Here is a 19,860-nt window from a genome sequence, read left to right as displayed (position 1 = left end):
CAGAATAATGACACCTCCTGAATTAGCGACTCTCGAAGTTCCCACATCCACCGAATCCCTGACGATTGCTGACAAGAAAGGTCTGATCAAAGAAGTTTTAGAAGCTTATCCTGACAAGGCGGCGAAGAAACGAGAAAAGCATCTGAACGTTTACGAAGAGGGCAAATCTGACTGCGGTGTTAAATCTAACATCAAGTCTGTTCCGGGTTCCATGACCACCCGTGGTTGCGCTTATGCGGGTTCTAAAGGGGTGGTCTGGGGTCCAATCAAAGACATGATTCACATCAGCCACGGTCCTGTGGGATGTGGATATTACTCCTGGTCCGGTCGCCGCAACTACTACATTGGCACCACAGGCATCGACACCTTCGGCACGATGCAGTTTACCTCCGATTTCCAGGAACGCGACATTGTATTTGGCGGTGACAAAAAACTTGCCAAGTTGATTTCTGAACTGGAAGAACTCTTCCCCCTCAACCGGGGTGTTTCAATCCAATCAGAGTGCCCCATCGGTCTGATTGGAGATGACATTGAAGCAGTTGCCAAGAAAGCAACCAAAGACATTGGCAAGACCGTTGTTCCGGTTCGGTGTGAAGGCTTCCGGGGCGTTTCCCAGTCTCTCGGTCACCACATTGCGAACGATGCGGTTCGCGACTGGGTTTTCCCACAATACGACAAGCAAAAGAAAGCTGGTACCCTGGAGGTTGATCCCACTGCTTATGATGTTGCCATCATTGGTGACTACAACATCGGTGGAGATGCCTGGTCGAGCCGGATTTTACTGGAAGAAATCGGCTTGCGCGTGGTTGCCCAGTGGTCCGGTGATGGTACGTTGAACGAGATGATCAACACGCCATCCGTGAAACTCAACCTGGTTCACTGCTACCGTTCAATGAACTATATTTCCCGCCACATGGAAGAAGCCTACGGGATTCCCTGGTTGGAGTATAACTTCTTTGGACCCACCAAGATTGCTGAATCGTTACGAGAAATCGCGGCTAAGTTTGACGAAACGATTCAAGCCAATGCTGAGCGCGTGATTGCCAAGTATGAAGCACAAACCCAGGCCGTGATCGACAAGTACCTGCCCCGTTTGCAAGGTAAGACCGTTGCTTTGATGGTTGGTGGGTTGCGTCCTCGTCACGTTGTCCCTGCATTCTATGACCTGGGAATGAAGCTAATTGGGACAGGGTACGAATTTGGTCATAACGACGACTACAAACGCACCACCCACTATGTTGAAAACGGCACCCTGATCTACGATGACGTTTCTGCGTATGAGTTTGAACAGTTTGTCAAAGAGCTGAAGCCTGACTTGATTGCATCCGGTATTAAAGAGAAGTATGTCTTCCAGAAGATGGCACTACCATTCCGCCAGATGCACTCCTGGGATTACTCCGGACCTTACCACGGTTATGACGGGTTCGCGATCTTTGCCCGCGACATGGATCTGGCACTCAATAGCCCCACCTGGAGCTTGATTGGTGCGCCGTGGAAGAAAGCTGAATAGGAGTTTGGTACCGGGAAAAAAGTGAGCTGTAGGGTGCGTTCGCGCAGTGTAACGCACCGAAACACAACCTCAAATGGTGCCTGGTAAACGCACTCTACAAAAGCTTTTCTACCTTCCATTCTCCTCATCTCCCCCACCTTCTCCCCCTCGTCCCACACCCCACACCCCACATCCCACACAGGAGACGAACAATGGCTCAGAATGACGTCAACAACATTAAAGACCACGCCGAACTGTTTCACCAAGACGAATATCAAGAACTCTTTCAAGCCAAAAAGGAGTTTGAAGGTGGACATAGCCCAGAAGAAATTGCTCGCATCGCTGAATGGACTAAGACTTGGGAGTATCGCGAGAAAAACTTCGCCCGTGAAGCCCTCACCGTCAACCCCGCCAAAGCCTGCCAACCCTTAGGTGCGATTTTAGCCGCTGTGGGTTTTGAAGGAACACTACCGTTTGTCCACGGTTCTCAGGGTTGTGTAGCCTACTTCCGTTCCCACTTTACCCGCCACTTTAAAGAACCCTTCTCGGCTGTTTCCTCATCAATGACGGAAGATGCGGCAGTGTTTGGGGGGCAAAATAACTTGATTGATGGTTTGGCAAACAGCTACAGCCTCTACAATCCCAAAATGATTGCCATCTGCACAACTTGCATGGCAGAGGTGATCGGAGATGACTTGCAAGCCTTCATCACCAACGCCAAAACGGCGGGTTCAGTGCCTCAAGAGTTCCCCGTACCCTATGCCCACACCCCCAGTTTTGTCGGTTCCCACGTCACGGGTTACGACAATATGATGAAGGGGATTTTGACCAACTTGACCAACGGCAAAAAAGCAGAAACAACCAACGGCAAAATCAACTTCATTCCTGGGTTTGAAACCTACATCGGCAACTTGCGGGAAGTGAAGCGGATTGCCTCGCTCATGGGTGTGGATTACACCTTGCTGGCAGATAACTCGGAATACCTGGATTCGCCCAATACCGGAGAATACAACATGTATCCGGGTGGCACTCCATTAGATGTTGCGGCTGATTCCATCAATGCAGAAGCGACGATCGCCTTCCAGGCTTATTCCACCGTCAAGACCCGCGAAATGATTGAAGGCTGGGGACAAAAGACCTATGTGGCTCGTCCCGTCGGCATTCGCGGCACCGATGAATTCTTGATGAAACTGTCGGCATTGACTGGTCAACCGATTCCCGCAGAGTTAGAAGCGGAACGGGGTCGAGCTGTGGATGCGCTGACGGATTCTCAAGCCTGGTTGCACGGCAAGCGCATCTCCATGTACGGTGATCCAGATTTGGTGATTGGACTGACCCAATTCTTGCTAGAAGTGGGTGCTGAACCTGTTCACATCGTCGTCAGCAACAGCAACGAAGTGTTTGAAGCAGAACTTCGGGCATTGTTAGCCTCCAGTCCCTTCGGTCAGAATGCGACCATTTATGGTGGTAAGGATCTGTGGCACCTGCGATCGCTGCTGTTTACCGAACCCGTAGATTTGTTGATTGGCAACTCCTACGGCAAGTACCTGTGGCGTGATACCAAGACCCCGATTGTGCGGATTGGCTATCCTATCTTCGATCGCCATCACCTGCACCGTTACTCGACCTACGGCTACCAGGGCACGATCAACCTGCTCAACTGGATTGTCAACACGATTCTCGATGAACTCGATCGCAACACGATCATCCCAGCGAAGACGGATATTTCCTACGACTTAATCCGTTAATCGAGAGAACGCTTGACCCACGTTGTAAGGGCATAGCAGCGCTATGCCCCTACCTTTTAATTATTGGTGTGCGGGGACGTCATTATGAACGCCATTCAAATTAACGATACGACGTTACGTGATGGGGAACAGGCGGCGGGAGTTGCCTTTACGCTCAAGGAAAAAATTGCGATCGCCCAACTTTTAGATGCCATGGGTGTGCAAGAACTGGAAGTCGGCATCCCAGCGATGGGGCAAGATGAGATCCGGGCGATCGCCACCCTCAACACCTTGGGACTCAAAGCAAAATTGTTGGGCTGGAATCGGGCAGTCATGTCGGATATTACTGCCTCTCTCTCCTGCGGTTTGCAACGTGTCCATATTTCTATCCCCGTTTCCGCCGTTCAAATCGAAACTAAATTTCGTGGCGACTGTCGGTCAATGCTAGAGCAATTGCGCACCGTCATCACCTATGCCTGTGATCAGGGGTTATTTGTAGCGGTGGGCGGCGAAGATTCTTCCAGAGCCGATGAGTCGTTTTTGTTGGATGTCGTGCTGTCTGCGCAAGCCTGGGGAGCCTCTCGCTTCCGGTTTTGCGATACGGTGGGTATTCTCGACCCCTTCAGCACCTACCAGAAGGTGAGAAAGCTGGTGGATGCCGTTTCCATTCCGATTGAGATGCACACCCACAACGATTTGGGACTGGCAACGGCTAACGCGCTGGCAGGCATTAAAGCGGGCGCAACCTCCGTCAACACCACCGTCAATGGCTTGGGTGAACGGGCGGGCAATGCCGCTCTTGAGGAAGTTGTCGTGGCGCTGAAGCAACTCTATGGCATCAAGGTGGGGGTCAATACCCAGCGCTTGTTAGAACTATCGCGCTTAGTGGCGCAAGCGTCTGGAGCGGCTGTACCCCCCTGGAAAGCGATCGTAGGAGAAAATGCTTTTACCCATGAATCAGGCATTCATGCGGCTGGAATTTTGAAAAATCCCGCCACCTACGAACCCTTTGCCCCCGAAGAAGTAGGCAGTCAGCATCGCCTGGTCGCAGGCAAACATTCCGGGCGGCATCTGGTTAAGGAACTCTTGCAACAACAAGGGATTCAGGTCAATGAAGATGAAGTGCAATCGATTTTGACTGCTGTACGACAATTGTCTACCCAAATCAAACGCAGTTTAACGTCCGAAGAATTGCTACGCCTAGTTTCAGAGCGGAGGTTCAGCCATGCAATCCAGTGAGATCGAAATCGATGATCCCCCTATGTTTGATATGAATCAAAAAGTCAGGGTGCGTAAGTTAATTCGTAATGATGGTACCTTTCCGGGTAAAGATATTGGCGAAACCTTAGCCAAGAAAGGAGACACGGGGTATGTCGTTGGCATCGGTACCTTTTTGCAAACGTCTTACATTTACGCCGTCCATTTTTTGCACACCGGATACGTGGTCGGATGTCGAGCCAAAGAGTTGGAATCAGCCGAAGTAGAGGCGATCGCACCGTAAACGATTCACTCAGAGAAGCATGATGGAGCGCAAGGTGCTCCACTATGCCCATAGATATCACGCAGTCAACAACATCGATCTGGAGAAATAATTCATGAAGGTAATGCTACGTCAGAATAATGCCGGACATCTAACAGTTTATGTGGCAAAAAAAGATTTAGAAGAAGAAGTGGTGAAACAAGAACAAGGCGATGACGGCAGAGTTTTGACGCTGGCAAATGGTTGGGAATTATCGATTCCTACGCTAGAAGAGCCTTTGAAGTTGCCCCAGACGATTGAAGCAAGACGGCTGAACTAACGATTTTCAATAGCATGACGTACACAGCGTTGTGTAAGAACCGCGCTCCGCGCGGTTCTTACACAATATTCGTAATATATCCAGGCGCGAAGCGCTATAGTTTCTGTTTGAGGATGATTCCATGACTGTCTCGTGGTTTCCCGTATCGGAAGACGTTGAACGATGGCTCTGTTTGGCGATCGAGAATTGGGAAAATTCTATTGCGGCGGATCGATATATGAATCAGGCATTGGCGATCGCCCAGGAAGATCCTGATGTATGGATTGCCGCCTACCGTTATTTCTTTTATAAAAACAACTATCAAATGGCACTCAATGTCGCGTTAGCTGTGATTGCTTACGTTAAAAAAGTAGAGCAATTACCGGAATCGTGGCATGTATTAAAACCGATTCTCATGCAGCGCAAGGACGATGCCATCATCCGCTTATACTTAAACGCTCGCACCTCATCGGCGTTATTGTTGGCGAAAATAGGTGCGATTGAGATGGCGAAAGAAATAACGTCTCAAATTGTAGAAATTGATGATAAAAACGAGTTTGGTGCTGCGGTGGTTTTGCAGATCTTGATGCATTCAGGTGATGACGATGATGATGCAACCTGACTTGACCCGTCGAGACTGGTTGGTGACAGAGACGGGGGACTGCGAACCCCGTCCTTCGGTGCGAGATTGGGATCTGATTCGCGAAAACTATTACTTCCACCGTTTTTTATCAGACGTGGAAGATATTCTCAACGAGGTGAAAGATAGTGCTGATGAGTGGGAGCGCTTACCTCAAATTCGCATGAGGGTGCGGCAGTTGGTCAACAATTCCTACTGGGTGCGGACGCAGTATTTGGAAGCGTGCCCCAAAACAGGGGTGTCGATCCTGACGCTGTACGACGAAATTGGCTATCCACTGACTGTGCAGACGGTAACCTTTGCACCGGGTAAGGTTTCATCGATTCATAATCACGGAACCTGGGGAATTGTTGCGGTTCTAAAGGGCGAAGAAAAACATACCTTTTGGCGACGGGTCGATGATCCGCTGTTCCCCAATAAGATTGAACAGGTGGGAGAAAAACGGGTGAAACCGGGAGCCATCATTAGTTTTGTGCCCGATGCCATTCATCAAGTAGAAGCGATCGCCGATGAACCCACCGTCACGTTTCATTTATACGGGGATACACAACCGCGATCGCGGTTTGAGTTTGATCCGATAACCCATACGGCAAGACCATTTTAGGGCACCTCTGTAGTGGGGGCGGCTGATACGCTGCCTCTGCTACAGGATCGTGCTGGATTGAATCTTAATTTTTATCTTTTATGACGACTATCATTTTCTACGAAAAACCGGGTTGTATTAATAACACCAAACAAAAAGCCCTTCTGGAGGCAGCTGGACATGATCTTGAGGTGCGTAATTTACTAACAGAAGCGTGGACGGTCGATCGTCTGCGCCTATTTTTTGGTCAGCGTCCTGTGGTCGAATGGTTTAACCGTACTGCACCCGCCATCAAATCTGGGGAGGTGATCCCCGAACACCTTGATGCCGATACGGCTCTGGCATTAATGGTTGAGCAGCCGATTTTAATTCGTCGTCCATTGCTACAGGTGGGCGATCGCTATGGGTGCGGCTTTGACTTCGATGAGATTAATAGTTGGATTCGTTTACAGCCTCAGAGTGCAACGCAGCAGGCAATATATGATCATCTTATGAGTCAAGATCTACAAACGTGTCCCCGTTCACTCCAAGGAGAGCTAAACCATGCGCATTGCCAATGATGTCACCGAATTAATTGGTCATACTCCCCTCGTACGACTCAACCGCATTCCGCAAGCCGAAGGGTGTGTGGCAACCATCGTCGTTAAGTTAGAAGGTGCAAATCCAGCGGCTTCAGTTAAAGATCGGATTGGTGCCAACATGATTCGGGTGGCAGAATCAGCCGGATTGATCGAACCCGGCAAAACCGTGATTGTCGAACCTACCTCTGGGAATACGGGCATTGCTCTGGCAATGGTAGCCGCTGCCAAGGGCTATCGTATCGTCCTGACGATGCCGGAAACCATGAGTTTAGAACGGCGAGCCATGCTTAAAGCCTATGGTGCGGAACTGGTGCTGACGCCTGGAAATTTAGGCATGAAAGGTGCGATCGCCCGTGCCGTAGAACTGGTGGCTGAAATTCCTCATGCGTTCATGCCGCAACAGTTCCAAAATCCTGCCAATCCTCAAATTCATCGGGATACTACTGCCGAAGAAATTTGGGCAGATACCGACGGACAGGTAGATATTTTGATTGCTGGGGTCGGTACAGGGGGCACGATTACGGGCATTGCGGAAACGATCAAACACCGCAAACCTGATTTTCGGGTGATTGCTGTAGAACCCAGTCGCAGCCCTGTGCTGTCGGGTGGACAAGCGGGACCCCATAAAATTCAGGGAATTGGGGCTGGATTTGTGCCCGAAATCTTGAATGTGGGGTTGATTGATGAAGTGGTGCAGGTCAGTGATGAAGAGGCGATCGCCTATGGTCGCCGTTTAGCGCGAGAAGAAGGCTTGCTCTCGGGCTTATCATCGGGGGCAGCCCTCTGTGCCGCGATTCAAGTCGCAAAGCGCCCTGAAAATGCCGGAAAACTGATTGTGATGATTCAACCCAGTTTTGGCGAACGCTACCTCAGCACTGTGCTGTTCAATGATCCCGAATCTGTTCCCGTGGCAGAACAGATGGCACCTGCCATGTCGATGTGAGGTCTGCCCTGCTGCCGGATTGAAGGCGATCGCACTTCTCCCGGCATTTTTTCCCGGCATTCTCTCCCCGGCATTCCCTTCCTGCCATTAGATGAGAGCCTTATACCAATCTTTTATGAAGTTGCGCCAGACTAGAACCCCCTGTAGTCCCCCTTGCCAAGGAGGACGGCGATAGCCGGGGGTTGAATAAGATGCAGCTTCACATTAAATCGGTATTATGCCATGAGGCTTTCATTCAACCGATCATTCAACCGATCTTCAACCGATATAGCATCCCCTCGAACCTGTTCTATGTCTGACTCCATAACTCATCCCCATCAACCTCTAAAATCGCCAGAGCGCTGGCAGGCTTACTACAATGCGGTGGCAGGTCGTCCGCCGCGTGAAACCCTGCTATGTGCCCTGGAAAAGTTTGACGCAGAAGCGTTGCCTGTTACACCCCGGTTTGCGGTCGATCTCGGCTGTGGTGAAGGGCGTGATACTGTGGAACTATTGCAGCGAGGCTGGCAGGTTTTGGGCATTGATGGTGAAGCAGCAGCGATCGCCCGTCTGCTGAATCGTCCAGAGATTAACCCAGCCCAACTGCAAACGCAGGTTAGCCGATTTGAAGTGTTGACTTTACCGGAATCGGTTGATTTGATCAATGCCAGTTTTTCACTGCCGTTTTGCTCACCCGACCATTTCTCAACGCTGTGGCAGACGATTGTCAGCTCGTTGCGGTTGGGAGGACGGTTTTGTGGACAGTTATTTGGCGATCGCGATTCGTGGGCAGCCAATCCTGCGATGACTGCCCATACTCGGATACAAGTTGAAGCGTTATTGCGATCGTTTGATGTCGAGTTTTTTGCAGAAGAAGATCATCCCGGTGAAACGGCATTGGGAGAAACCAAGCATTGGCACATCTTTCACATCGTGGCGCGAAAAAAGAGTGTGACTTAAGCCGCGATCGGTTTGATCTGAGGCGCAGAATGCTGGATCTGTTGGACACCCTCAATCTGTTGCCAGCATGACATCGCTGGCTTTAACCACAGCGTAAGCTTCCTTACCTTCTGTTAGCCCCAGTTTCGTTGCCGATGCTTTCGTAATGATCGACGTAATTTCAACACCCGGAGCAACTTCCAAGGTGACTTCTGCATTCACCGACCCTACTACCACTTGTTTTACGGTTCCTTTGATCGCATTACGCGCACTGACTTCCATAGAGATTCCTCTTCAATGAATCATGATTTGATAAAAAATGACGTTGAAATTCACGTTTTTTGAGCTATGAATTTAACGGTGAGACGAGTCTATCATACTCACTCTGAAGGCGATCGCCAGGACGTATTTTTTAAAGATTGGATTTGAGAATGATTTGAGTACATATTGATGCTTGTCTCGCTTACCCGGCTTCGGCAATCATCACGTTATTGGATTTGATCACCGCATACACCATCTTTCCTTCTACCAATCCCAATTCTTGCGCTGATGTGGTCGTAATGATTGAAATTAACGTGATCCCCGGTGCGATCTCTAAGGTGACTTCTGTATTGACCACACCCCTGACTAAACGGAGGATCTTAGATTTGAGAAGATTTCGCGCACTAATTTTTACCATTGGTAGATCTGAAGGCGTTTTTGATCCCTCCGGTGTTGTCATCTCTGGCTCATAAGATTGACTCTGAGAGGGTGCCATTGTTGTATCTTCGGGACGGTTTAAACTCCGCACCAATTCTCGCAAAATTTCAGTTTTAGTCCGTTGAGATTGTTGACAATATTGCTCTAAAATCTGGCGTTCTTCGGATGAGGACTGGAATGTAATCCATCCTTGCTCTTTTCTTGGCATTGTGTTTTTACTATCTAGCGACTGGGTAACGGGGGGTCAACATCGGCATCGAATTTAGGTGAATAACGATGACAGTCATGGAGAATTTTCGCTTTTCATCATATCTATTTCTGAAGCAACCTGATGATTATAGCGGTGTGTAAGTTCGTTAACTACAGAAACGATATTGTGCGGCACGGAGCGCCCCATAATACCGGACTGAATTAATTCACACAGCGCTATAGCTTGCTAAAAGGGCGTAGCAGTAGAGCAAGAATGTTCAGGATGAATCAAGGATTGCTTAGGGTTTGTTGAAAAATAGTTGCATGGTTTTGTCTGGCTGTTAGCTGTTAGCTATTAGCCAACAGCTAACAGCCCAGCTCATGTTATTTCTTTACAGCTCCTTACTGATAGCCATGCCCCGACGTTAAATCAATACAACCTGAGTGAGAACTAGAAAAAACAGGTGATTGATAGGTCGTTGGTATAGATTTCAGTGTAAGATGGACAAGCTACCAACTAAGTTGGTAAATCAGGATCATTGGATACAGTTTAATCTGTCAAAGTCAGCTTTGATTATAGATGGAGGGTCAAATGCCTCAGTGGAGGCTCACCCCACAATCCAAAACAGCCAAAATCCACACCAGTATTCCAGTTCGCTTCAGTTTTATTGAAAGTTTCGGTTGAAATCATGAAAAGAAGATACTTGCTTGCATTTATCGCTGGCATCTGTGCCACGATCGCACTTTCATGGGGCTTGAGAAGCTTTACATCTGCGCCTGTCAGTGCTCAGACCCCGACAACTCTTTTAGTGTCTGCGGCAGCCAGTCTGCAAGATGCGATGGACGATATCAAGCCCCTGTTTGAATCTGCCCATACCAATATCCGAGTCAATTACAACTTTGGTTCTTCGGGTACTTTGCAACAACAAATTGAACAGGGTGCCCCCGCCGATGTTTTCGTTTCGGCAGCAACACGACAAATGGATGCGTTGCAAACGCAAAATTTAATTCTGCCCGATACTCGTCGGACGTTACTGACCAATCATTTGGTATTGATTGTGCCGCGTAATTCCAGCCTGGGGTTGACTAGCTTTCGCCAGTTAACCCAAGCCAATGTTCGTCACATTGCCATCGGCGAACCTCGCAGTGTACCGGCGGGACAATATGCCCAGGAGTTGTTCACTACTTTAGGAATGTGGGATCAGATTCAAGCCAAACTGGTCTTTGGCAATACGGTGCGGAACGTGTTGGCAGCAGTGGAAAGTGGTAATGCCGACGCGGGCATTGTTTACACCACCGATGCTCGTATGTCTGATCAGGTCACGCAAGTTGCAACAGCACCCGATGATCTGCATTCTCCGATTGTTTATCCGGTTGCAGTGTTGCGAGGCAGTTCCAATCAATCGGTGGCGCGGCAATTTGTCCAATTTTTAGAGAGCGATCGCGCTCGTCAAATTTTCACAAGCTTTGGGTTTGGTATAGCGTAAGCAGTGGGCGAATGAGGGTGGTGTAACCCTGATTTTGTCCCAAAGGAGAGTTGACGATGATTGTTGATCTGTCCCCCCTGTGGATCTCGTTGAAAACGGCTACTCTGGCAACGGTCGTTACTTTCTTTTTGGGAATTGCTGTTGCCTACGGCATGTTAGGGTATCGGGGTCGATGGAAATCTTTGTTAGAGGGCTTGTTGCTCTCTCCTCTGGTCTTGCCACCCACCGTCGTCGGCTTTCTATTGTTACTGTTGTTGGGTAAAAATGGTCCGATTGGGCAGGTGTTATTACCGTTCAACGTCACCATTATCTTTACCTGGTATGCTGCCGCGATCGCCGCTACAGTTGTATCCTTTCCGTTGATGTATAAAACGGCATTGGGTGCATTTGAGCAGATCGACAGCGGCTTGCTCCAGGTCGCCAGAACGCTGGGTGCATCTGAATGGCGGATATTTTGGCGAATCACATTGCCGCTGGCATTGCCGGGAGTAGCCGCAGGAACCATGTTGGCGTTTGCCCGTGCCCTGGGTGAATTTGGTGCCACCCTGATGCTCGCGGGCAATATTCCCGGACAAACCCAGACGATTCCCATGGCAATTTACTTTGCCGTTGAAGCCGGAGCTATGCATGAAGCCTGGTTTTGGGCGATCGTAATTATGGGACTCTCGCTTTCTGGCATTGTCACGGTCAATATATGGGTCAGGCGGCGGCGAGGTGGTGTCAGGCAGTCGAGCCGAACTGAGAGCGATGAGATAAATCCCGTCCCGCTTCCCAGTTCCCAGCCTCCCCAGCCTCCTCGCTCCTCTGCGTCTACCTTACTCGTCGATATCCAAAAACAACTCTCTGGCTTTTCCTTAGATGTGGCGTTTAGTGCTGAGCAAGAAGCGTTGGGGGTATTGGGGTCATCGGGTGCGGGCAAGAGTATGATCTTGCGCTGTATTGCAGGTGTGGAAACGCCTTCGAGTGGACGGATTGTGCTGAATGGGCGGGTGTTGTTTGATGCCGATCGCCAGATTAATTTACCCAGTTTGCGTCGTCGGGTGGGCTTGGTGTTTCAAAATTATGCGCTATTTCCCCATCTGACTGTGGCACAAAATATTGCCTTTGGTCTACACAGATTGCCTAAAACGGTGCGATCGCAACGGGTTGCCATGCAACTGGCAGCCGTGCATTTAGAAGGATTGGGCGATCGCTATCCGCACCAACTGTCGGGAGGACAACAGCAACGGGTCGCTTTGGCACGCGCCTTAGCGCCCGACCCCGATGTATTGTTATTAGACGAACCGTTTTCGGCACTGGATACGCATTTACGCTATCAACTCGAACGCCAGCTGATTGAAACATTATCAGGCTATACAGGCATCACACTTTTAGTAACACATAACTTAGAAGAAGCGTATCGAGTTTGTACTAATTTACTTGTGATGTCGCAAGGAAAAGCGATCGCCAATGGGTCTAAACAATTGATCTTCGAACGTCCCAATACTTACACCACCGCTGTATTAACGGGGTGCAAAAATTTCTCACGGGCACGGTTAAGTTCGGCTCAAGCGATCGACGCGATCGACTGGGGGTGTTCACTCAAGGTGATAGAACCAATTCCTCAAGACCTGGCATTTGTGGGGATTCGTGCCCATCAAATTGGCTTTGCCCCTGATTCAACGTCAGAGAATACCTTTCCTGCATGGCTGGCTGCCACCAGTGAAACGCAACACCGGATGACATTGTTTTTAAAGCTCAACTCACCGGCTCAGGGGTTGCATGATTATCATATCCAGGCTGAGGTATTCAAAGAAAAATGGGCAACGATCAAAGACCGTCCGTTTCCCTGGTGGGTGCAGCTCGATCCACTGCGACTCATGACCATGGTTGAAGAACCCGATTATTCTAATTCCAGCATTCTGCGTAATAATGTTTGATCGTCTGCTTTGGGACAAAACCGACCTTTTTCAATATCACGAATCCAACTCTGGCTTTTTCCAGTTTTTTCTGCCAGGTCTCGCTGGCTCCAACCATGTTGCTTGCGGGCAGCAACAATTTGTGCGCCTGTCAATAAGATCGAGACTTCCGTTGGGGCTTGCGATCGCGGTTTCTTTTTTTTGCTGCCGTAGCTTCGCACTTTGTGCCCCGATCCTTTGTGCGATCGCGGTTTCTTCCGGTCTAATTTTCCTGAAGCTGACTGCCATTCCGTTGGCAATTCAAACCAGAGAATGCGGGCATTCATCAGCAGGTTCCACTTACCACGGGGGCTAACATCCGTCAGCCGAGTATCATTGCTGCCATCATTCATCCAAAATTCTAACGCCGCTTCGGCATCTTCTGGCAGTTCGCCTAATTTTGCCCACAGGGGTTGAATGTCAAGCGTATAAGTTTCTGGATCAAAGACAGGTTTTAAGCCATAGTGATTCAAGACTTCAAGATCACTTTCAAAGGTTTTAATCAACCGTTTTCTTTCTTCTCGTTGAGCCGTTGCCCGCGCGATCCGGTCTTCCCCATAGGCAATCCGCATCAAGGTGGGCACCATGATCCGTTGTTCTCTACCCATGCGTACCTTAAATAGCAGCCACAACATCATCCGGGCAGAGCCTTCATGCTGTTGCCAAATGCTGGTGATGGCACTGAGCAACGATTTTGGTAAAACGCTGTATTGATAAAATGCCGTACGCTCTTTACAGCCCTGGCGATTGAGAAAATATTTTGCCCAGATGCCTGCCCGGATTGTAAAGGTCAGTCCGACCAGATGTTTGCACCCCATCTCATCTTCTTGAAACGAATGATGAATGTCTAACACATGCCAGAGCGGTTCATTTTCGCAAGAAAATCCTGGAATTCGTCCTTGCGATGGATAGTTCATCGTCAAATTGATCAGACAAGGTTGCTGCGCAATTTCCTTAATCAACGTGAGTCTGGCAGGTTTGCTCAGGTCTTTGCGTTTGTCTAAGCCTAAATAATCTTCAATTTGGCGATCGCTAATCACAAAGGTTTGCTCCCAGGGTTGATCTAGCGCTGTCGCATGAGCAGCATAGATCAGATGCATAGAAGCAGCCCGAATATCAAACGCTTCGAGGCTGGTAATCGTCCCTTTACCGGCAATGGGCACTAACGAATTTTGCTGGGGTATGTCACGGACTTCTAATTTTAAATTGCCGTGTTTGTTTAACGTGCGTTGATAGGTAAATTTATTCTCTACATCTCCGCCAGCCAGCAATGATTGACGCTGTGCCAACAAATTACAAGCTTCCCAGACGACCAAGGCAGAGGCAAATGGGCTGTTTTTAGTATTGGCAAATAAATCAGGACTGGTGGGAATGCGAGAGTCAATTTTAGCTCTCCCTTTTTTTGCCTGCGATGGCATCGGCAGACTCAATGGACAACTGATGACACACTGAGGTTCTGCATATTCTTTACAGTCGTTACAGAGATCTGGATTAATCCAATATTGTCCATCCTCCACGTCAATTGCCCCGGTCGGGCAGAGGGGGCGACAGTTATCACAGGCAAGACAATCATTAGAAATTTTATAAGCCATGATAACTACTCAAAAAATGTACTGAGCTTCAAAAACGAGATGAAATCTGAGATTTGATAACTATAAAACTCTGTAAAAATACTCGGGGTCAATATGAAGAAAATCGGCTTTTTGCAATTGAGTTTTTATCGTTGATAAAAGTTTGTTGCAAAACTCGATAGAGCTTAATAATGAGATTTGAATGATCAAAGTTTTAATGAAGGAATAAAATATTTTTGTCCAAAATGAGCGTTTAAATATTCTTTTAAACTTCCTGCCATTTTTTTGTATCGTAAATAGCAAGAAGCGTCAATTTCATGGGAAATTTGTCTGATTTAGAGAACTCAATCCAATATGTTTGGCTTGCGCAAAATGGCAACGCTTTTCTACCAATTTTGTTGGTATTTTGAACAGAAAAGAGTGGCTTAATCCTAGAGTATTTCTGCAATAAAGTGTAGTCGATGATGATGGATAAATCAAATAGGTAGCGTAGGCAGGGTATTCATATCAGGCATTCTGGGGATAGGGCTTAAGCTTACGTATCCAAATCTATTGATTTTTTCGGCTGTCCCCACTGAATCATTCAGTGGCTGCTGCTGGTTGTTGTTACGTCTGTACTGACGTTGAAGTCACGTTAAAAACTGCGATCGCTCTTACGGTTATGGATAGATTATATGGCGTCATCTTAAGTAGTCATTTTTACGTTGTTTAATAGACTATTTTATGCGATTAAAATTGTGATTAAATGGGCGATCGCCAGGGCAATAATAACAACGTTAGTACTTTAAAATTGTTGTAAATTTAACGCTCAGATTGACACATCAATCAGTCCCGATTGTTCGTTAGTGAGAATGTCGCGTTACTGCCTGGGTAAAAATAACCCTTTAATTGCTGCCAGGTGATTGACCCGGATCAGGATAGTGGGTTGATATCGATCGCACTCCCAAGTGGGTTGCAAGAGGTGCACCTGAAGATGTGCCTCTCGCAACGGCGTCGCTGAATAGAAGTATAAATTTGCCCATGATCCGGGGTGAAAGCGATCGCCCGAAGAATAGGTACGATTTAGGATGGCTATATTTGTCTTTTATAACAATTGAGTAGATGGTGAAGACAGTGGGGGTATGGGGGCTGCGCCCGCAGCCAGGGGTTCGGAACCCCTGCACCCCGTCCTAACCAGCCCTTCGGCTGCTGCTATAACTTAGCCTGCGGAGGGATGGGCATTTACTACTGTACGACAATATAATGATAGGGCTAGATATACTAAATCCTTGGAATACCGTTCATGCCGACAAAAGCGCTAAAAAAATCAGGTACGGTTCAAGAAAGAATAGGTGAGCGCGATTTTTCTAAACTAACTCCCGAATCCTTGGGGCTGATGGCAGACTTTTTCAAAGTATTGTCAGAAGTTAGCCGACTTCAGATTGTCTGTTCTTTAAAGTCGGGTGCTAAAAATGTCACCGAAATCATTCAAGCCACTGATTTAGGACAGGCGAATGTTTCTAAGCATCTGAAAATGTTGACGCAAGCAGGGGTAGTCGCACGAGAACAACGTGGCGTGTGCGTGTATTATCGGATTGCTAATCCGTTTTTGTTTGAACTCTGCGATTTAGTTTGCGAAACCCTGACGATGCAGATGAAACAACAAAGCGAACAATTGCTGCAATTGTCCAAGCTCAGGCAAAGTCGTTAGGAGTGTCTAATTAGACTATAGCGCTGCGTGCCTGAATGGATTATGGTTGTTGTGTGGGAGCCGCGCGGAGCGCGGCTCCCACACAACAACTTGTATGTTTACACCCTTGAGAGTTGCTATATTGGTAGACCTCAATCTATTGCCGAGCCTCGATTTACAGATCCCTCTACTGGTAGCAGCGGGTGCGATTCCAGGAGCGTTATGCCGCTATTACTTCACCTTACTGGCGGCTCAACGGTTGGGGACGACATTTCCCTATGGAACTTTCCTGATCAATCTCACGGGGGCTGGGTTAATTGGGTTTCTGGCAACGTTGATAGATCAACACGCATGGTCTCCAGATTGGCGATCGCTGTTGATTGTGGGGTTTTTGGGATCTTATACGACCTTCTCTACCTATGCGCTAGATACTTCAAATTTACACCGGATGGGTAGCCACAAACGTGCCCTGGTGTATGGGTTGGGCAGTCCTGTTTTAGGGTTGCTGTGCGTAGCTTTAGGGATTTTCTTAGCGAGACAGATGATATCATACCGATTTAATTAGCAATTGCACAAGATCCCGTAGGGGCGCATCGCGATGCGCCCTTACAGAAAATTGATGCGCCGTGCAGTCTGTTTAAATCGGTATCATATTAGGCTGATCATAAAGATGCAATGAATCGTGTCTCTACCAGGGGATACCACTGGAATGACGTATTATGATTCTGATTGATCTGGGCTTGTTTGCGGATGAATCATCTCAGCCAATGCGATACCAAGTTGCAAGCTGATCAGGCCCAATATAACTGTGCCACCCCAATAGAACATAGCACGCTCCGGGTTGTGCTGGAGGAGTTTCATGGCATCTAATGTGTAGCTTGAGAAGGTGGTGTAAGACCCTAAAAATCCGGTGGTTACCATTAGTCGTACCGTTGGGCGAATAGTAGCGACTCGGATTAGAGAAAATGTTGTGAAAAAGCCCATGACAAAGCATCCCGTGACATTGATAAACAGGGTGCCGTAGGGAAATGTTTCTCCAAACAGTTGCGTAAACCCAATCCCAATGTAGTAGCGACTGAGTGCCCCAGCGATCGCACCCAAACTAATCCCACCTACCGTTTCTACTACCGGATGTTTCCACATACTGTTCAATCGAGAATCAAATAGTTAAACCCAATTCATCGTAGTTCTCAATGACGTGACATACAAGTTGTTGAGAGAGAGCCGCGCGGAGCGCGGCTCTCTCTCAACACCGTAACTATCATCCGATGATTTTTTGTAGGGGCGAACGGCTGTTCGCCCCTACAAACGATTCAATAGTTGATCTGATTTAATCCACGATTCTTAGCTAACCAGTTGAGCTAGGGGTAAAGCATAGCCTCGACTTTGTAGGTGCTTGTTCCAATCCCATTGATCTAGCAAGAATGCTTTAGCACTTTCGTATCCTTTTCGGTACAAATAATCTTTGTCAGCATTGTCTAAATCAAACTTCGTCACGGAAACTTTGGATGTATCAATACTAATTACCCGACCTTGATCGTTTGCGCGTTGGTGATAGCGATCGTGCGCTACCATCATCGTATCCATCATGCTAGAAAGAATATCGATCGCCCCTTTAATCGGACGGGTTTCCCGCTTCTCGTTGGTTAATTGGAACCCAAAGGTTGGGCAGTTGGGAGCGCGAGATTGAGGTGCATCATAAACCCACAACGGGAAGTTACTCAAAATGCCACCATCAACAATCGTGCGACCATTCAACTGACCAGGTTCAAAGAAGAACGGAATACTCATCGATAAACGAACTGCTTCAGCCACACTAAAGTGTTCCGGTTGTTGGTCATATTTGGGTAAATCATCTGGAAGAATGCACATTTCCCCATCGCTGAGGTTAGATACAATAATCTTGAGTTGTCGCTGGTTATACCACTCTGGGGCACTGCCTAACCCATTTAGAAAAGGAGCGAAGGTATCGAGGCGATCCTTTAATGTTTTACTTAACCACTGCTTAAATGGCTCTGATGAATACTGTCCTTTGTGACTCGTTAAGACTAAGTTTGCAATCATCCACTTGGGATCGCGCAAATCATCTTCTGGAGAATCATTAAAAATAAACGAATTCTTCTGGCTGAGGATATCATCCATATAGTTCAACCGAGCAATGATGCCTTCCAGCTCAGCGATGCTGAAGCGTGTAGCTACCAGTGCTGCCGTAATCGCTCCAGCCGATGTTCCAGCGACTTTGCGCCATTGAATGCCGACTTCACTGAAGCAACGTAATGCTCCTAAAAAGGCAGTTCCCTTCACCCCACCCCCTTCAAAGACGGCATCCGCATAAAATTGTCCGTCTGCGGCACGGGGTAGCTTAGCTTGGATGCTTGCTATCTGTTTATCAGACAGATAGAGGTGATGCTGTTGACGAACCGTGTCAGGATTCCAGATTTGCATAGGTTGAATTGCACCGTGTTAGATGGATATGCCTATTATTAGAGATGCAATTCTCCAGGAGTGATACCCGTTAGGGTACTTTTCCATCATTTGGAGAATATATCGATTCTCAAGGGCGTGCCGTACAAGTTTTTGTGTGAGAACCTTGCGGAGCAAGGCTCTCACGCAAAAGCCGTAATCTTTCAGGTGCAAAGCTTCTACATACCAATCTTCGGTTTGATTGAATATGAGGTGCTAAAACAGTCTAATTCCTCGTGCTAAGATCGCTGCAAATAGGGGAATCAGGGCAAATCCAGCTAACTCTCCCCGGATTAACCAGGTAAGCCACTTGACTTGGGTTACTTCCAGGGTAGGGGATTTGCCATCTCGCAAGCCTTTAATCCAGGTGAGAAACGAAAAGGTCGGATACAACGATAGTAAACTCACCACGATGAAGATCCCTACCTTGGTATAGAACGCTGGACTGCTGAGGTAGTACTCGGTTCCTTTCCCAAAGTAGATAACCCGTAAAATTCCCGTGATCAGCACCAGGGTTGCCGATAAGCCGTAAACAGAATCTGCGATTAAGATTCTCCAGGCTTCTTTCAGCTCCAGATCTTTTTTTAATGTCAGGTGTTCAATGGTCAGTGCCCCAAACGCTACCATGAAGCCCAAATAATGCAAATACGCTGTAACCGCACTTCCCCACATAGGTTTTTTAAGATGAATTGAAGAGTTTTACAAATTGTACGACTGGTCTAGCCTGACGTCACCCCATTAAGACAGGCGATAGGTAGAAACGCGCCTTGCAGTGCCAAGCCCCTCCTGAACGTCTATAGCAATCCTATTTGATCTGTGAAAATGATTCGGTGTAAAAGCGCCCGCCCGAAGGGCGGGCGCTTTTACACCGAATTTAGGATCGCTATATGTGCCCAAAAATTCGTTTACAGCCATTTTCAATTGATTAAGCCACAGATTTTTTGTTGTGTGTCGCGCGGAGCGCGGCACACAACAAAAAATCTAAACATATTCAAGCGCGAAGCGCTGTAAATGGGGATATCGCCTGTTTGATCAGATTGATTTCAGGCTGATCAAGTTGGGATGATGTCCTGCCAGACCCATGGCATATCGAATTAGCTCTCGTTTGACCGGGGGAATGTGTTCAATTCCCATCAATCCCAGATGCCGAACCCATTGCAAGGGCAACCAGTTATTTGAGAACAAG

At 47.9% G+C, this 19,860-nt stretch carries 20 protein-coding genes; 14 read left to right on the top strand and 6 right to left on the bottom strand.

Going from position 1 to position 19,860, the window contains the following annotated elements; translation table 11 throughout:
• The first annotated feature begins 7 nt into the window (after positions 1-7).
• The 10 genes from nifD to ACR6Z4_RS05875 all read left to right on the top strand — a co-directional run bounded on the left by nifD (position 8) and on the right by ACR6Z4_RS05875 (position 8,680).
• Positions 8-1,510, top strand: a complete 1,503-nt coding sequence (gene nifD / locus ACR6Z4_RS05920) for a nitrogenase molybdenum-iron protein alpha chain (RefSeq protein WP_479716313.1) — start codon at positions 8-10, stop codon at positions 1,508-1,510.
• A gap of 191 nt (positions 1,511-1,701) precedes the next feature.
• On the top strand, positions 1,702-3,237 hold the full coding sequence (gene nifK / locus ACR6Z4_RS05915; RefSeq protein WP_479716312.1) for a nitrogenase molybdenum-iron protein subunit beta: 1,536 nt from the start codon (positions 1,702-1,704) through the stop codon (positions 3,235-3,237).
• Positions 3,238-3,321: 84 nt separating this feature from the next.
• Positions 3,322-4,455 carry a homocitrate synthase gene (gene nifV, locus ACR6Z4_RS05910; protein WP_479716311.1) on the top strand — a complete coding sequence of 378 codons (1,134 nt, stop codon included), beginning with the start codon at positions 3,322-3,324 and terminating at the stop codon, positions 4,453-4,455.
• Positions 4,442-4,717, top strand: coding sequence for a nitrogen fixation protein NifZ (locus ACR6Z4_RS05905; protein WP_479716310.1), 276 nt, complete (start codon positions 4,442-4,444; stop codon positions 4,715-4,717). The genes nifV and ACR6Z4_RS05905 overlap by 14 nt, the downstream gene beginning before the upstream one ends.
• Before the next feature lie 94 nt (positions 4,718-4,811).
• On the top strand, positions 4,812-5,015 hold the full coding sequence (nifT, locus tag ACR6Z4_RS05900; protein WP_479716309.1) for a putative nitrogen fixation protein NifT: 204 nt from the start codon (positions 4,812-4,814) through the stop codon (positions 5,013-5,015).
• 121 nt (positions 5,016-5,136) lie between these two features.
• Positions 5,137-5,616 (top strand): hypothetical protein, encoded by a 480-nt coding sequence (locus ACR6Z4_RS05895; RefSeq protein WP_479716308.1) that lies wholly within the window; start codon positions 5,137-5,139, stop codon positions 5,614-5,616.
• A gap of 1 nt (position 5,617) precedes the next feature.
• Complete coding sequence (locus ACR6Z4_RS05890; protein WP_479716441.1) at positions 5,618-6,238, top strand: cysteine dioxygenase family protein; 621 nt, start codon at positions 5,618-5,620, stop codon at positions 6,236-6,238.
• Positions 6,239-6,318: 80 nt separating this feature from the next.
• Positions 6,319-6,777: an ArsC/Spx/MgsR family protein gene (locus ACR6Z4_RS05885; RefSeq protein ID WP_479716307.1), complete on the top strand. Its 459-nt coding sequence runs from the start codon at positions 6,319-6,321 to the stop codon at positions 6,775-6,777.
• Positions 6,761-7,741, top strand: coding sequence for a cysteine synthase A (cysK, locus tag ACR6Z4_RS05880; protein ID WP_479716306.1), 981 nt, complete (start codon positions 6,761-6,763; stop codon positions 7,739-7,741). The genes ACR6Z4_RS05885 and cysK overlap by 17 nt, the downstream gene beginning before the upstream one ends.
• 291 nt (positions 7,742-8,032) lie before the next feature.
• Positions 8,033-8,680, top strand: coding sequence for a class I SAM-dependent methyltransferase (locus ACR6Z4_RS05875; protein ID WP_479716305.1), 648 nt, complete (start codon positions 8,033-8,035; stop codon positions 8,678-8,680).
• 51 nt (positions 8,681-8,731) lie between these two features.
• Here ACR6Z4_RS05875 and ACR6Z4_RS05870 read toward each other — a convergent pair whose 3' ends face one another.
• Together ACR6Z4_RS05870 and ACR6Z4_RS05865 are read right to left on the bottom strand one after the other, a co-directional pair.
• Positions 8,732-8,941, bottom strand: coding sequence for a TOBE domain-containing protein (locus ACR6Z4_RS05870; RefSeq protein ID WP_479716304.1), 210 nt, complete (start codon positions 8,939-8,941; stop codon positions 8,732-8,734).
• A 181-nt stretch (positions 8,942-9,122) separates the two neighbouring features.
• Positions 9,123-9,566, bottom strand: coding sequence for a TOBE domain-containing protein (locus ACR6Z4_RS05865; protein ID WP_479716303.1), 444 nt, complete (start codon positions 9,564-9,566; stop codon positions 9,123-9,125).
• 670 nt (positions 9,567-10,236) lie between these two features.
• Between ACR6Z4_RS05865 and modA the strand changes: the two genes are divergently transcribed.
• Together modA and modB are read left to right on the top strand one after the other, a co-directional pair.
• On the top strand, positions 10,237-11,034 hold the full coding sequence (gene modA / locus ACR6Z4_RS05860) for a molybdate ABC transporter substrate-binding protein (RefSeq protein WP_479716302.1): 798 nt from the start codon (positions 10,237-10,239) through the stop codon (positions 11,032-11,034).
• A 56-nt stretch (positions 11,035-11,090) separates the two neighbouring features.
• Complete coding sequence (gene modB / locus ACR6Z4_RS05855; RefSeq protein ID WP_479716301.1) at positions 11,091-12,953, top strand: molybdate ABC transporter permease subunit; 1,863 nt, start codon at positions 11,091-11,093, stop codon at positions 12,951-12,953.
• Here the strand turns inward: modB and ACR6Z4_RS05850 are convergent.
• Positions 12,917-14,563 (bottom strand): helix-turn-helix domain-containing protein, encoded by a 1,647-nt coding sequence (locus ACR6Z4_RS05850; protein WP_479716300.1) that lies wholly within the window; start codon positions 14,561-14,563, stop codon positions 12,917-12,919. The genes modB and ACR6Z4_RS05850 overlap by 37 nt on opposite strands.
• A gap of 1,261 nt (positions 14,564-15,824) precedes the next feature.
• Between ACR6Z4_RS05850 and ACR6Z4_RS05845 the strand changes: the two genes are divergently transcribed.
• Positions 15,825-16,232 carry an ArsR/SmtB family transcription factor gene (locus ACR6Z4_RS05845; RefSeq protein ID WP_479716299.1) on the top strand — a complete coding sequence of 136 codons (408 nt, stop codon included), beginning with the start codon at positions 15,825-15,827 and terminating at the stop codon, positions 16,230-16,232.
• A gap of 94 nt (positions 16,233-16,326) precedes the next feature.
• A complete protein-coding gene (crcB, locus tag ACR6Z4_RS05840; RefSeq protein WP_479716298.1) occupies positions 16,327-16,776 on the top strand; it encodes a fluoride efflux transporter CrcB in 450 nt (149 codons plus the stop codon).
• Between the two features lie 152 nt (positions 16,777-16,928).
• On the opposite strand, the gene crcB (ACR6Z4_RS05835) is transcribed toward crcB (ACR6Z4_RS05840), so the two are convergent.
• The 3 genes from crcB (ACR6Z4_RS05835) to ACR6Z4_RS05825 form a co-directional block, all read right to left on the bottom strand.
• Positions 16,929-17,354: a fluoride efflux transporter CrcB gene (crcB, locus tag ACR6Z4_RS05835; RefSeq protein ID WP_479716297.1), complete on the bottom strand. Its 426-nt coding sequence runs from the start codon at positions 17,352-17,354 to the stop codon at positions 16,929-16,931.
• A 201-nt stretch (positions 17,355-17,555) separates the two neighbouring features.
• Positions 17,556-18,656: a patatin-like phospholipase family protein gene (locus ACR6Z4_RS05830; protein WP_479716296.1), complete on the bottom strand. Its 1,101-nt coding sequence runs from the start codon at positions 18,654-18,656 to the stop codon at positions 17,556-17,558.
• 234 nt (positions 18,657-18,890) lie between these two features.
• On the bottom strand, positions 18,891-19,346 hold the full coding sequence (locus tag ACR6Z4_RS05825; RefSeq protein ID WP_479716295.1) for a DUF2214 family protein: 456 nt from the start codon (positions 19,344-19,346) through the stop codon (positions 18,891-18,893).
• Positions 19,347-19,860: the final 514 nt, after the last annotated feature.

The sequence above is a fragment of the Calyptranema fuscum S582 genome (assembly GCF_055793305.1).
Note: the sequence above shows the minus strand (reverse complement) of the source record. Positions and strands in the feature narration are given on the sequence as shown.

What these genes read in the sequence shown, in the direction of transcription:
- nifD (WP_479716313.1), top strand. Translation starts at nt 8, where the DNA reads ATGACACCTCCTGAATTAGCGACTCTCGAAGTTCCCACATCCACCGAA.
- nifK (WP_479716312.1), top strand. Translation starts at nt 1,702, where the DNA reads ATGGCTCAGAATGACGTCAACAACATTAAAGACCACGCCGAACTGTTT.
- nifV (WP_479716311.1), top strand. Translation starts at nt 3,322, where the DNA reads ATGAACGCCATTCAAATTAACGATACGACGTTACGTGATGGGGAACAG.
- ACR6Z4_RS05905 (WP_479716310.1), top strand. Translation starts at nt 4,442, where the DNA reads ATGCAATCCAGTGAGATCGAAATCGATGATCCCCCTATGTTTGATATG.
- nifT (WP_479716309.1), top strand. Translation starts at nt 4,812, where the DNA reads ATGAAGGTAATGCTACGTCAGAATAATGCCGGACATCTAACAGTTTAT.
- ACR6Z4_RS05895 (WP_479716308.1), top strand. Translation starts at nt 5,137, where the DNA reads ATGACTGTCTCGTGGTTTCCCGTATCGGAAGACGTTGAACGATGGCTC.
- ACR6Z4_RS05885 (WP_479716307.1), top strand. Translation starts at nt 6,319, where the DNA reads ATGACGACTATCATTTTCTACGAAAAACCGGGTTGTATTAATAACACC.
- cysK (WP_479716306.1), top strand. Translation starts at nt 6,761, where the DNA reads ATGCGCATTGCCAATGATGTCACCGAATTAATTGGTCATACTCCCCTC.
- ACR6Z4_RS05875 (WP_479716305.1), top strand. Translation starts at nt 8,033, where the DNA reads ATGTCTGACTCCATAACTCATCCCCATCAACCTCTAAAATCGCCAGAG.
- ACR6Z4_RS05870 (WP_479716304.1), bottom strand. Translation starts at nt 8,941, where the DNA reads ATGGAAGTCAGTGCGCGTAATGCGATCAAAGGAACCGTAAAACAAGTG.
- ACR6Z4_RS05865 (WP_479716303.1), bottom strand. Translation starts at nt 9,566, where the DNA reads ATGCCAAGAAAAGAGCAAGGATGGATTACATTCCAGTCCTCATCCGAA.
- modA (WP_479716302.1), top strand. Translation starts at nt 10,237, where the DNA reads ATGAAAAGAAGATACTTGCTTGCATTTATCGCTGGCATCTGTGCCACG.
- modB (WP_479716301.1), top strand. Translation starts at nt 11,091, where the DNA reads ATGATTGTTGATCTGTCCCCCCTGTGGATCTCGTTGAAAACGGCTACT.
- ACR6Z4_RS05850 (WP_479716300.1), bottom strand. Translation starts at nt 14,563, where the DNA reads ATGGCTTATAAAATTTCTAATGATTGTCTTGCCTGTGATAACTGTCGC.
- ACR6Z4_RS05845 (WP_479716299.1), top strand. Translation starts at nt 15,825, where the DNA reads ATGCCGACAAAAGCGCTAAAAAAATCAGGTACGGTTCAAGAAAGAATA.
- crcB (WP_479716298.1), top strand. Translation starts at nt 16,327, where the DNA reads ATGTTTACACCCTTGAGAGTTGCTATATTGGTAGACCTCAATCTATTG.
- crcB (WP_479716297.1), bottom strand. Translation starts at nt 17,354, where the DNA reads ATGTGGAAACATCCGGTAGTAGAAACGGTAGGTGGGATTAGTTTGGGT.
- ACR6Z4_RS05830 (WP_479716296.1), bottom strand. Translation starts at nt 18,656, where the DNA reads ATGCAAATCTGGAATCCTGACACGGTTCGTCAACAGCATCACCTCTAT.
- ACR6Z4_RS05825 (WP_479716295.1), bottom strand. Translation starts at nt 19,346, where the DNA reads ATGTGGGGAAGTGCGGTTACAGCGTATTTGCATTATTTGGGCTTCATG.